General features: G+C 44.2%; 11 protein-coding genes. 3 read left to right on the forward strand and 8 right to left on the reverse strand.

Annotation, left to right across the window (positions count from 1 at the left end; all coding sequences use genetic code 11):
* Window positions 1–134: 134 nt before the first annotated feature.
* The 5 genes from F0251_RS18275 to rlmA all read right to left on the reverse strand — a co-directional run bounded on the left by F0251_RS18275 (window position 135) and on the right by rlmA (window position 6,310).
* Window positions 135–1,712, reverse strand: a complete 1,578-nt coding sequence (locus F0251_RS18275; protein ID WP_061033739.1) for an alkaline phosphatase — start codon at window positions 1,710–1,712, stop codon at window positions 135–137.
* 195 nt (window positions 1,713–1,907) lie between these two features.
* Entirely contained in the window at window positions 1,908–3,794 is a 1,887-nt protein-coding gene (locus tag F0251_RS18280) for a BCCT family transporter (RefSeq protein WP_105057439.1), read from the reverse strand.
* 133 nt (window positions 3,795–3,927) lie between these two features.
* Window positions 3,928–4,281 carry a hypothetical protein gene (locus F0251_RS18285; RefSeq protein ID WP_105057438.1) on the reverse strand — a complete coding sequence of 118 codons (354 nt, stop codon included), beginning with the start codon at window positions 4,279–4,281 and terminating at the stop codon, window positions 3,928–3,930.
* Between the two features lie 184 nt (window positions 4,282–4,465).
* On the reverse strand, window positions 4,466–5,419 hold the full coding sequence (locus F0251_RS18290; RefSeq protein WP_171731524.1) for a ChaN family lipoprotein: 954 nt from the start codon (window positions 5,417–5,419) through the stop codon (window positions 4,466–4,468).
* A gap of 75 nt (window positions 5,420–5,494) precedes the next feature.
* Window positions 5,495–6,310: a 23S rRNA (guanine(745)-N(1))-methyltransferase gene (rlmA, locus tag F0251_RS18295; RefSeq protein WP_171731525.1), complete on the reverse strand. Its 816-nt coding sequence runs from the start codon at window positions 6,308–6,310 to the stop codon at window positions 5,495–5,497.
* A gap of 205 nt (window positions 6,311–6,515) precedes the next feature.
* On the opposite strand from rlmA, the gene F0251_RS18300 reads away from it, so the two are divergent.
* Entirely contained in the window at window positions 6,516–7,484 is a 969-nt protein-coding gene (locus tag F0251_RS18300) for a nucleoside hydrolase (protein ID WP_171731526.1), read from the forward strand.
* A gap of 103 nt (window positions 7,485–7,587) precedes the next feature.
* Here the strand turns inward: F0251_RS18300 and F0251_RS18305 are convergent, their stop codons facing one another.
* Both F0251_RS18305 and gap read right to left on the reverse strand, forming a co-directional pair.
* The gene (locus tag F0251_RS18305; RefSeq protein ID WP_171731527.1) at window positions 7,588–8,472 is read right to left on the reverse strand and encodes a D-hexose-6-phosphate mutarotase; all 885 of its coding nucleotides are present in this window, start codon (window positions 8,470–8,472) and stop codon (window positions 7,588–7,590) included.
* A 237-nt stretch (window positions 8,473–8,709) separates the two neighbouring features.
* A complete protein-coding gene (gene gap, locus F0251_RS18310; protein WP_061033745.1) occupies window positions 8,710–9,705 on the reverse strand; it encodes a type I glyceraldehyde-3-phosphate dehydrogenase in 996 nt (331 codons plus the stop codon).
* A 358-nt stretch (window positions 9,706–10,063) separates the two neighbouring features.
* Between gap and msrB the strand changes: the two genes are divergently transcribed.
* Window positions 10,064–10,462 (forward strand): peptide-methionine (R)-S-oxide reductase MsrB, encoded by a 399-nt coding sequence (gene msrB, locus F0251_RS18315; RefSeq protein WP_032498724.1) that lies wholly within the window; start codon window positions 10,064–10,066, stop codon window positions 10,460–10,462.
* A gap of 160 nt (window positions 10,463–10,622) precedes the next feature.
* Here the strand turns inward: msrB and F0251_RS18320 are convergent, their stop codons facing one another.
* Window positions 10,623–11,432, reverse strand: coding sequence for a DUF2989 domain-containing protein (locus tag F0251_RS18320; RefSeq protein ID WP_171731536.1), 810 nt, complete (start codon window positions 11,430–11,432; stop codon window positions 10,623–10,625).
* 113 nt (window positions 11,433–11,545) lie between these two features.
* Between F0251_RS18320 and F0251_RS18325 the strand changes: the two genes are divergently transcribed.
* A complete protein-coding gene (locus F0251_RS18325) occupies window positions 11,546–11,827 on the forward strand; it encodes a YeaC family protein (RefSeq protein ID WP_010437067.1) in 282 nt (93 codons plus the stop codon).
* The last annotated feature ends 81 nt before the right edge of the window (window positions 11,828–11,908 follow it).

Below are 11,908 nucleotides of genomic sequence, written 5' to 3' on the forward strand. Positions count from 1 at the left end.
GATTAAAAAAACAGTCGCTCACAGCGGCTGTTTTGCTATTTGGCGTTACCTAAATTTGAAGCTTACTTCGCTTAAATTCTTACAACAAAAAACGCCCCGCAGGGCGTTAAGTGAAGCTAGCAAAAAAGATCAGGCTAATTTACTTGCTGTTTGATGTACTCACCAAGCTCTGAGTGATGCATGATTTTTGATACTGGTAATATCTTTTCTGCTGGTCCCCAAGCAAACACATTTACAGGTGTATGGGTGTGTGTGCCTGTACCCCAAACAATGTTTTGACCTGTTGCTTGTTCTCGAGCAAGTAGATTGCCACGGTCGTTATATGGGAAAAATGCATCGAAATCGTTGATGGCAGGAACATTCTCTTCAGAAAGGTATTTGTGTTGCGCCAATCGATATGGGTTTGGCTTACTTGCGAGTACCTTTTTCGCTTGTTCTGCAGTGATTGGAAATTCACTATTTTTGTTCACGATCTCAGCGAATTTCTCAGGCGTTTGTGCAGCTTTGTCGAGTTTTTGATACTCACTGATCATGCTGTAGTAGCTTTGTTTCTGATTGTATAAACCATCAAGAATATCGAATGCACCGAAGTTAAAGTTTGGCGCATAATCACGATCGGTAAAGGCTTCACCTGGGCGCTTTTGTGGCTTTGGTAGCTCACTTGATGAATAACTAAAGCCGAAAGAGCCGGTTTCATGGTCTGCAGTCACGATTACGATGGTGTCTTCACGATCTTTTGCCCATTCGTATACCGTTTGAATTGCCTCATCAAACTTAAGTAGCTCGTGCAGCATAGTACCTGCATCATTACTGTGCCCAGCCCAATCTATCTGACCGCCTTCAACCATTAGGAAAAAGCCATCTTCATCTTTTGATAAGACGTTAAGCGCTTTTTGCGTCATCTCTTTTAAGCTCGGTTGTGTGCGTTCGCCACTCAGCTTTTTATTGCTATATGCGATGCCATCGTCCATGCCAGAGTACGCGAATAGACCAAGTAATTTGTCGCCGTTAGCGTTGTCGAGCATATTGCGGTTAAACGCTAACTGATAGCCATCCTTCTGGGCTTCAGCAAGAAGATTTCGGTCATCTTTACGTTTTGACTTGAGGTAAACGTCACCTTGGGTCAGTTGCTTAAGTTGTTTGTATGTTTCGCCTTTGTCATTTGTTGACTTCGGGATCCAGTGACGCAGCCCGCCAGAAAGCATCACGTCGACGCCTGTTTCCAGCATATCGCTAGCAATATGGTTTTCTAGAGAGCGGTGTGGCTGATGCGCGGCGAATGCTGCAGGTGTAGCATGAGTTAAGCGCGTATCGGAAACCAGCCCGGTTGCTTTACCCGCTTTTTTTGCTTTCTCCAGCACGGTTTCTACGTGATTGCCTTGGGAATCAATACCAATAACTTCTGAACCTGTGTAGATACCTGTAGCAAGCATGGTTGCGGAACAGGCAGAGTCGACCACAATCGCATCTTCTGGGTGGGTAAGAGATGAACCAATCACGCCTTCTTGAGCAAGCTGATAAAGGGCGGTCTTTTGACCTTTATAGATTGAGTTAGGTGCTTGGTTTGCATAAGTCTCCAATAAGCCAACTTGTTGAGGTCCCATACCATCGCCAATCATTAGAATGACATTTTTGATTTCTGCTGAAAGTACATTGAATGAGAGTGTTGACGTTGCCACTGCGGCGATAACAGGTTTTATAAGGTGCTTCATTGTTTGTCCTTTTTTATATAAGCGGGGTGATTAAAACACCCAAATGTGTCAACTCTGTTTCATATTTATTTCATAAATATAAAATTGAGTAATAGCTCAAACTATTTGGAACAGAAATAAAAAAAGGCTCACATCACTGTGAGCCTTTGGCTTATTTAGGAGGGCCCAAACTCGTGGGCAGCGTCATGGCTAAAGTCAAGCAAGCGGTAGTTCTGCAACCACTTGGTTGAACGCGATTCGAGCATTCTGAGCCTGCTCAGATAACTCGACCTTTTTCGCTTGTGCGGCACTAAGATTACTCTCGGCCTGCTCAAGTGCTTGCTGCAGGTTCTCTGGTAACTCGTGAGTTTCCATTTGTGAACCTTGTTCTAGCACATAAGCGCGAATTTCTTTTTTCACTGCTGCTAGTTCTGTATAAGCAACACGCTCAAGCTCTGCAGCTTCTTGTGCAGCGTCTCTCTCTTTCTCAAACTGAGCCAGTGCCATACCTTCAGCTGACCATGGATCCATGTCTGGCAGCTCTTCGATATTGATGGTTGGTTCGATGTATGCATCTTGGTGACGTAAATCGAGGCTAGTTGCGCGCACTGCTGAAATCATCAACATCACAGAGATAGCCAGTAGCGGTAGGCCACCAACAATCGCTGCAGTTTGTAACGTACTCAAGCCACCTAGGAACATCAGAATCGTTGGTAAGAACGACAGTGTGAATGCCCAGAACATACGGTTCCAACGCATTGGTTCTTCTGTCACGTTGTTCTGAACAACAGAAGCAAGGATGTATGAGATAGAGTCAAAGGTAGTCGCAGTGAAAATGATACACAGTAGTGTAAATACCGCGATAACGATTGTGCTCATCGGTAACTGTGCCAGCATCGAGAAGATAGCCTTAGTTGCGCCTTCATTGTTTAGTACAGCTACAACATCTAGCTCGCCAGACAGTTGTAGAGACAGGCCGTAGTTGCCCAAGATCATGAAGAATAGGAAACAACCTAGCGAACCAAAGAAGATAGAACCTGACACCATTTGTTTGATGGTTCGACCGCGAGAGATACGCGCTACAAATAGACCCATACTTGGTGCAAATACTAGCCACCATGCCCAATAGAAAATCGTCCAGTCTTGTGGGAAGTGCGTATTTTCGAATGTGCCGTAGCCACCAAATGGTTCAGCCCATGTCGCCATCACGAAGAAATTAGACAGCAGACGACCAATCGAGTCTAAGCCGGTTTCCAGCATGAAGATCGTTGGACCAGCAATCAGTACGAAAGCCAATAGACCCATTGCACCCCAGAAGTTGATGTTACTTAGGATCTTAATGCCTTTTTCCAAACCCGCGTAAGACGAGTAAGCAAAAATAGCAGTACAGACCAAAAGAACCGTCACTTGTGTTAGGTTGTTTTTCGGCAAGCCAAACAGGTGATTCAAGCCTTCGGTGATTAGAGGAGCTGCCAAACCTAAGGTTGTTGCTGCGCCGCCTAATAGGCCGAAAATGAATAGGATATCAACGATCTTTCCTGGTACGCCTTTACTACGGTGTTCACCAAGAACAGGCATTAATGCACTTGAGATCTTTAGAACAGGTTGTTTACGTACGTAGAAGAAGTAAGCGATAGGAATTGCCGGAATTAGGTAGATAGACCATGCGATTGGTCCCCAGTGGAACAGACCGTAGGTCGCTGCCCAGCGTACTGCTTCTTCACTGCCAGGTTCTAGTTGGAAAGGAGGTGATTGGTAGTAGTAAGCCCACTCAATACAGCCCCAGTACAAGATACTTGCACCGATACCACCACAAAATAGCATGGCAGCCCATGAAGCAGTTTTAAACTCAGGCTCTTCATCAGCTTCGCCGAGTTTAATTTGTCCCATATCACTGAACACCACGTACACCATAAATGCACAGGCTGCGAGACCTAGCGCTAGATATAGAAAACCAAGTTGATCAGTCATGAATGTTTTCGCAACCGCAATCCAGTCTGCGCCTTGAGCAGGGAACAGAATGAGCGGGAAAACTATCGTGAGGAGGAGTGCAATCGCACCAAAGAAGGTTGGCTTATCAATAAGCTCAAAAGTGTTTTTCACGAGTATTATTCCATTAAAATGAGAGCGGAATTATGGAATGAACTCGTTTTTCTGACCTAATCGGGTCTATTGTCGTGACGACAAATCGTTTTTATTTTGAATAAAATACGTTCAAAGGACTCAGCGGGTAAGGCTATATTAGAGCAAGAAGAATACCGCCTACGGTTGCCGCTGCGGACAGGTATTGCCCCGCTGAATAAGAACCGTCATCCTCTTCTTCGATCTTATCTGGGTGATCCATACCTAGAGCGCCGTGAGCGAAAGACTCGACTTTATCGGTGACTGTCGCGTTTTCTGCTTCAACTTTCTTCGCTTCTTTATCGATTTCTTTAAGGGCAGATAAGAGTGCTTTGCCCTCTTCAGAAAGCTTAACCGTATTTTGCTCAACCTTAAGCGGCGCAGGCTTTTCAGCTTCGCTATCTTGACTCTTAGTGTTCATCTGCGAAGGTGAATATAGCTGAGTATTACTCGTTCCTACTGGCGTCATATAGTTCTCCTTACCTATCCTTAAACATAGTATCGGCAGAGGTGTGAAAAACTTGTGCAATTAATCATCGATAGTGATGTTTTTTTATTCGCACATTACACTTTCTTCTGCTTAATCAAAACTGCTTGGTATTTAAGCAATTCCTATGCCGATACCCATGTTCAATTTAGGAAGCTAAGCGAGCTTAGTCACATTGTAGGTCTGAGCTGCGTTTAGACAGGTGTTTGTATGCCTTCATACGGTTCTCTTTCTGAACAAAACGTACGGGTGGAGACAGCACTTGCAGTTGGTAATCACGCGAATCTGAAGACAAGGCGTCAACAGGTGTGATGATGGCAACTTTCAGGTCAGGATTGCGACGCGAGATAGAAGCGGCTGTGCCTAAACCACCTTCAGTATGGAACTTACCAGCGACATGAATCACCTGTTTGTCTGGGTTCGTTGCTAGGTAATCGACAATTGATTCCGCCATGGTTTCATCCCAAGTTACTTGAGCGGCAAACTGCTTTTCAGTTTGTTCAGGCGTACCGTGGTGCATCGATGCCATGAACTTGTCTTTGTATGGGCTATCGCCAGTATTCACTTCAGTCGCTACCCAACCTCTCTGTTCTGAAGAAAGCTGCTCTAGGTACGGTAACCCTTTACGGCCAATACATTGAACGAAAGGCTTTGGTGCGTTTGCTGCGATAACATCCAAATTATTGGCTTTTGCGAACTCTACTAGTGCGCGGTAATCGCTTTCGTAATTTGGCCAAGCGGCAGCCTTGGAGATAAGCACCTGTTCACCAATCTCACCGTTTAGGTATTGGTTAAGCGTGTCTTGGTGCTCTCGGGTAAACTGCTCCATTGATAGGGCAATGTTTGAATCTGCGTTTTGACGCGCTTTTAAGAAGTCAGTCTGAAAGCGGTGAATGGCAGAGTGAGTGTGCCATTCGCCAATAAGAATGACGTCAGCGTCTAGCAGCTCTTGAGGTAAAGCGTTAAGAGAGAGTGCTTCGCCTTGTGGTGAGGCAAACTGGTAATCGTAGTAGGTGGAAACGGTTTCCGGTTGAACCACTTTTTGAGAAGTGTTTTCTGAAGGTTGATTAGCACAAGCTGTGAGAAGAGTGGCTAATCCGATAAGAATAATACGTTGCATGAAAGGCCTCCTTGAAGAACACGCATACTAAAGGAGGCAAGGTGAGATTTCAATGCAAACGATAATCAATATCAATTAAATCTGTTTGCGATACACTCTTAGCATAAAGTCAGCTTCACAGTTGAATTGCTCTGCGTTGGTGAGTTGTTGTTTAAACTCTTCAGTCGCTTTCCAAGCAAACGGCGTCATCTGTAGCAGGTCGAATGCATCTGACCCCGATAGTTCCATCATATAGTTTAGATGCTCTTGGTGCTCAAGAGTAAAACCTTCGATCAATTCAGGATCTTCATCGTGTAAACGCACACCATCATAAATGGCGTCACGCAACTGATATAGATGTCTGCTTGCTGGTGTTACTGTAATCATGACACCATTGTCTTTAATTGTGCGTTGGAGCTCTTCTGTCTTACATGGTGCATAAATGCGTAGAATGCCGTCTAAGCTGTTTTCAGCGAAGGGTAGTCGATGGCTAGAGGCAACAGAGAAGTCGACTGCTGGGTAGCGTTTAGCCGCGTATTTGATAGCAACCTTAGAAATGTCTAGGCCAAAAATCGCGCCGTTCTTATCTTGAAGATTCAACGCGATTTCATTGGTGTAATATCCCTCGCCACAGCCAATATCCAATAGGCTAGGATCTGTGTCTGGCAGGTAGCTGGAGCATAATCCGACTACCGCTTGGCGCATTGGATCGTAATGGTTGCCTTCAAGGAAGCGACGACGTGCCTGCATCATCTCTTTGTTGTCACCTGGATCTTTTGAACGTTTATGGTGTGCTGGCATCAAGTTGACGTAGCCTTCTTTTGCTAAATCGAACTGATGGTTCTTTTCACACTTAAACGTACGATCGTGTTGAGATAAAGGTTGGTGACACAAAGGGCATTGGTAGTGCATGACGATCTCAGAGCATAGAGTAGGGCGGCAAATTCTATCAAAAAGGTCTCTGTCAGGCTAAACAAAAAAGTCGTTGATAGTGGCTCTGGAGATGTGGAGTGTTGGGGCTGATAACATTAAAAATCATTGCTTCGATTTTGGTCACGTTTGTCTGCCGTTTTTCTGGGTATTGTTCACTCTTTCCTAGCGTGAATAAGAAACTGATATGACAAAGAAAATTATCCTCGATACAGACCCAGGCATCGATGACGCAATGGCAATTCTATTTGCTGAAGCTCACCCAGAGATTGAGCTGATGGGAATTACGACGGTTTATGGCAATGCGACGATAGATAACGGTACTCAGAATGCGCTTTATCTGAAGCAAAAGTTTGGTATGAATGCGCTGGTGGCAAAGGGTACTGATAAGCCATTAGTCAGAGACCCAGTTGGTGCTACCGTGGTCGTGCATGGTGAAGCTGGCTTTGGTGATGTAAAAGCACCGAGTTCACTAGAGGTTAAAGCGATTGAGAAGCCCGCTTATCAGTTCATTATTGATAGTGTTCGTGCTGAGCCGGGAGAGATTACACTCGTGGCGGTTGGTCCTCTCACTAACCTTGCTCTGGCATTGGAAGCCGCTCCTGACATTGTCGATTTGGTTAAGGAAGTGGTCATTATGGGTGGAGCCTTTGGCGAAAATGACCACAGGGGCAATGTGACACCATTTGCTGAAGCGAACATACACGATGATCCTCATGCTGCAGACAAGGTCTTCACGGCATTATGGCCAGTGACGGTTATCGGACTTGATGTAACAGAGGAGAGCTTCTTTACTGCTCAATACTTGGATGATTTGAGAGATGACGCTGGAGAGGTCGGGCAGTTCATCTGGGATGTTAGCCGTTACTATTTGAAGTTCTACTCAGAAAAAGTGGGAATGGAAGGCTGTCACGTTCACGATCCATCAGCCATTGCTTATGTTATCCAACCTTCTTTATTTGAGTGCCGAAATGGTGCGATTAGAGTGGTCACTGACGGACCTGCAGAGGGCATGACCATCCAGAAAAGCGACCAGCGTAGTTACATGAATGATGAGTGGAGCTCATTCCCGGCGCAGAAGGTCGGCGTTAAAGTAGACGATGAAGCGTTGTTGTCACTCTACAGAGAGACGTTAGTTCGATATTCTCAGAGTTAAGCTTGAGCGTTAGCCGATTGAGAGTGATAAAAAGGCCGGAGTGAACCGGCCTTTAATATATCTTGCGTAGTGAACTGATGACTGAACAGTTTTCCTGAACAGGTTATTGAACAGAAATCGTTGTGATCAGCTGGTGGCTTTCGCCAGGCTGAAGTGTTTTACCTGCCTCTAAACTTGGTGCGTGCAATGTTGATTCAACACATAGCATGGTGAGGTAGCCATCATCTTGCATGTCGCCCATACCAGCAGCACCTTCTGCCCAAGGGTTCCACAATACCGCAGAGTTATGCCCTTGGTTTTCAACTGTTAAAGTACGCTTAAGCTTTTTGTCCGCAACTAAGATTTGAGCTTCTGGCTGAGTGTACACTCGGTCAATGGTGTCGGTTAGCACAAGCTCAGCACCGCCTTGGCAGATCTTGCCACCTCGTAAGCTGTCGATGTACTCAGCACCCATACCTGTGGTTGTTGTGTTATGGATGTCTGCAACGTTTAGGTAAGTGTGCAGCGCACCAGAGAAAGTCCATGGTTGCTCATCGGTATTCTTCACATCCAAAGTCACTTTAAGCTCATCGCCAATCTCAACATTTAAGCGAGCATCGAACTGATGAGGCCATACTGCCAGCGTCTCTTCACTAGGCTTTAGACCCAAGCTTACAATCACACCAGCTTCGCTTTCGCGGTGCTCAATTAATTGCCACTCGCTTGAACGAGCAAAACCATGTGCAGGAGCTGCAATACGGCCAAACCAAGGCCAACATACTGGAATACCACCGCGCAGTGCTGTTTTTCCATCGAATTTAGCTTGTTGGCTCATCCAAATAAGGTCTTCTTGGCCTTGCGGTTGGAATGACACGACATGACCGCCAAACAGTGAAATCGCTGCATTTGCTTTATCGTGGATAACGCGAACCAGTTTTACACCTTCGTGTTCAACGATAGTGACGTTGTCAGAAAGTACAGCCAGTGCAGGTAGAGTTGATAAATCCATTACATGATCCTTCTAAGGAAATTGAATTCAAATGCTGACTCGATTCAAGCTTGTGATGAGAGGTGCAAGCAAACCAGTATTGGAATTGAATTTTACGTTTGGGCTATCTTGGTGGATTAAAATAGACGAAGTTAAAAGATAGCAGGTATTAAAAAGGCGACACTAAGGTCGCCTTTTTCAAAGTCTGCTCAAAACAGTCTTTGCTAATGCTTATCTAAAGCTATTTCTAAAAAGAAATTACTTAGAGATGTGAGCGATTAGGTCAAGAACTTTGTTTGAGTAACCGATTTCGTTGTCGTACCAAGATACAACTTTAACGAATTTGTCAGTTAGAGCAACACCAGCTTTAGCATCGAATACTGAAGTGTTAACTTCGCCGATGAAGTCTTGAGAAACAACTTGGTCTTCAGTGTAACCTAGAACGCCAGCCATTTCGCCTTCAGAAGCTTCTTTCATTGCAGCACAGATTTCTTCGTAAGAAGCAGCTTCTTTTAGGTTAACTGTTAGGTCAACTACAGAAACGTTAGCTGTTGGTACACGGAAAGCCATACCAGTTAGAAGGCCGTTTAGTTCTGGAAGAACAACGCCTACAGCTTTAGCAGCACCAGTTGAAGATGGGATGATGTTTTGAGAAGCACCACGGCCACCGCGCCAGTCTTTAGCAGAAGGACCATCTACAGTTTTTTGAGTTGCTGTAGTAGCGTGAACTGTAGTCATTAGACCAGACTCGATGCCCCACTTGTCGTTAAGAACTTTAGCGATAGGTGCAAGACAGTTAGTAGTACAAGAAGCGTTAGAAACGATGTCTTGACCAGCGTAAGTTGCTTGGTTAACGCCCATAACGAACATTGGAGTTGCGTCTTTAGAAGGACCAGTAAGAACAACTTTCTTAGCACCAGCAGTGATGTGCTTACGTGCAGTCTCGTCAGTTAGGAAAAGACCAGTTGCTTCAGCAACAACGTCTACGTCGATTGCATCCCACTTAAGATCTTCTGGGTTACGCTCAGCTGTAACACGTACAGTTTTACCGTTAACGATTAGGTTACCGCCTTCAACTTCAACAGTACCGTTGAAACGGCCGTGAGTTGAGTCGTACTTCAGCATGTATGCCATGTATTCAACGTCGATAAGGTCGTTGATACCAACAACTTCGATGTCATTGCGCTCTTGCGCTGCACGGAATACGAAACGACCGATACGGCCAAAACCATTAATACCTACTTTGATAGTCATTGTAGTTGCTCCACAACTTAATTTCTGATTAAAGATAACTGGTAGTAAAATTACAGAATCCAGTCTAAATCTGCAATAGATAATCCGACTTAACTTGTTTAATGTCAAAAAAAAGCGACGCTTTTCTTAACAATTGAGTGTAAGTGGTTGAAAATTGACCATTGCTAGTGGTTCTGCACCCTTCCAGTTGGGTAAAATACCTCTAAATGACGATTCACTTATGAGTGTATATGTACAATGTTTTCTTGTGAGAAAGTATGTGCTACAAAACGACTCATATGCAAGCCTTTATAGAAAAAAGTAAATATAATAAATGAGAATGTGGAGAGATATTAACGTGATTCAAAAGGAAGAAAAGATGATAAAGCCTGATGAATACTGGCGTGAACGCCTAACTGACGATGAGTACGAAGTGTGTCGTCTACGTGGTACTGAAGCCCCTTATAGCGGTAAGTTACTACATAACCACAAGACGGGAGTTTACAGCTGCACATGCTGCCAAGCCCCATTATTCCTGTCGGATAACAAATATGATTCTGGGTGCGGGTGGCCGAGCTTCGATGCTCCTGTAAACGATACAGCAATACGCTATATAGAAGATCTAAGTCACGGAATGAAGCGTGTAGAGATTCGTTGTAGTGCCTGCGATAGCCACCTAGGTCACGTTTTTCCTGATGGTCCGAAGACAACTGGCGAACGTTTTTGTGTTAATTCTGTGTCGTTAATTTTCAACAAAAATGACGAAAGTACGAAATAACTTGTCACTATTGTTTAATCCTTACAGCTCGCATTTGTCGATGAAATTGCAATGAACAGCCCAAGATTTCAGCGTTAACTCTAGTACAAATAAAAACAGCTACCATGATGGTAGCTGTTTTTTTTTCAATTTGTTGAAGAGGCTATTTGGTCGCCTAAGATTACTCGTAGCTCTTTACAACAGCAGGGCTGTAAACGCCGTCTAAAATGGCTTCGACAATTTTGTCTGCGTCTTTATTCAACTGCTTATATTTTGGCTTTTCAAAGTGATAGAGAACAGCGAGCTCAGACTCCGATGCGATAGGCACATTAAAGTCTTTAGCGACCATTGCCCATACGTATGCTTCTTCCATATTGCCTAGGCTGTGATTAATACTGGCCATCGACTTAAAAATTTCAGTGTTGACGTTAGAATTACTCGATAAGGTCAATGCGTTATTAAGTAGTTTTAACGTCTTTACATGGTCTCTAGTGGTGTAGAAAGTCGCTAGGGCATACTGCATCTCTGCCGTATTCAACGCTTCTGTTCCTTCTAGTTGTAAGAAGCTGCGTCTTGCGTTGGTATCCCCGTTTTGTGACCACAAGAAGTAGAGCGTTTCTGGCGTGTCTGATTGAGACAGTTCACTGACAATGCGTTCAGACTCTTCGATGCTGTGCATTAAAGAAGTAAAGCGACGTTCTTGAAGTTTAGATTGATCGATCGTTTCTATCTGCGCGGCAAGCTCAAGACATTTTTTATAGGCTGTGACCAATTCGAACTCTTTGATCTTATTGATTTCGGTTGGTTGTTTTTGAACTTCAAAGCGATGCCAGATAAGGTCGGTACGCGCTACACGGCACTGTCCGTCGTTCATGTTCAGCTGTTCACAGCGCAACCCAGGATTGCTCTGGCACAACTGATCGGTATTTTTGTTGCCCTCAAGACACCCAACCAGAGTGAAAGGTAATAGGCTAATTGCCAACCATTTCATAATTTTCATATTCCTTCACTTGTGATCAAATGCACTTATTATCGGTCAGGTTCTTGACTCAATTCTGTTAAGAGTTATTTTCTGGTGAAAATTGTTAACACTAAGGCTTTACCATGGATGCAGAACAACTTCTTAGCGCAATGACACCCGAGGTCTACGAACGTTTAACCTACGCAGTTGAAACGGGTAAATGGCCAGAAGGAACAGCGCTTTCTAAAGAGCAGCGCGATTCGTGTATGCAGGCGGTTATGTTATACCAATCTAAACATAACTCTGAAGCTCAACACATGACAATTGCCGCTGGTGGCGAAATTAGCTTTAAGTCTAAATCTGAACTCAAAAAACAGTTTAAGTCAGATCAAGAAGATATTGTAAGAGTTAACCCAAATCATTAGGCTTTAAATTACAACAAAGGGGTGGCGCAGTACCACCCCTTTTACGTTAAGTCGTTTATTTATAAGTAATAAAACGATTTA

The sequence above is a fragment of the Vibrio sp. 070316B genome, from assembly GCF_013114115.1.
GTDB classification, from domain to species: Bacteria; Pseudomonadota; Gammaproteobacteria; order Enterobacterales; family Vibrionaceae; genus Vibrio; species Vibrio chagasii_B.

What these genes read in the sequence shown, in the direction of transcription:
- msrB (WP_032498724.1), top strand. Translation starts at nt 10,064, where the DNA reads ATGATAAAGCCTGATGAATACTGGCGTGAACGCCTAACTGACGATGAG.
- rlmA (WP_171731525.1), bottom strand. Translation starts at nt 6,310, where the DNA reads ATGCACTACCAATGCCCTTTGTGTCACCAACCTTTATCTCAACACGAT.
- F0251_RS18325 (WP_010437067.1), top strand. Translation starts at nt 11,546, where the DNA reads ATGGATGCAGAACAACTTCTTAGCGCAATGACACCCGAGGTCTACGAA.
- F0251_RS18290 (WP_171731524.1), bottom strand. Translation starts at nt 5,419, where the DNA reads ATGCAACGTATTATTCTTATCGGATTAGCCACTCTTCTCACAGCTTGT.
- F0251_RS18320 (WP_171731536.1), bottom strand. Translation starts at nt 11,432, where the DNA reads ATGAAATGGTTGGCAATTAGCCTATTACCTTTCACTCTGGTTGGGTGT.
- F0251_RS18300 (WP_171731526.1), top strand. Translation starts at nt 6,516, where the DNA reads ATGACAAAGAAAATTATCCTCGATACAGACCCAGGCATCGATGACGCA.
- F0251_RS18285 (WP_105057438.1), bottom strand. Translation starts at nt 4,281, where the DNA reads ATGACGCCAGTAGGAACGAGTAATACTCAGCTATATTCACCTTCGCAG.
- F0251_RS18275 (WP_061033739.1), bottom strand. Translation starts at nt 1,712, where the DNA reads ATGAAGCACCTTATAAAACCTGTTATCGCCGCAGTGGCAACGTCAACA.
- F0251_RS18305 (WP_171731527.1), bottom strand. Translation starts at nt 8,472, where the DNA reads ATGGATTTATCAACTCTACCTGCACTGGCTGTACTTTCTGACAACGTC.
- gap (WP_061033745.1), bottom strand. Translation starts at nt 9,705, where the DNA reads ATGACTATCAAAGTAGGTATTAATGGTTTTGGCCGTATCGGTCGTTTC.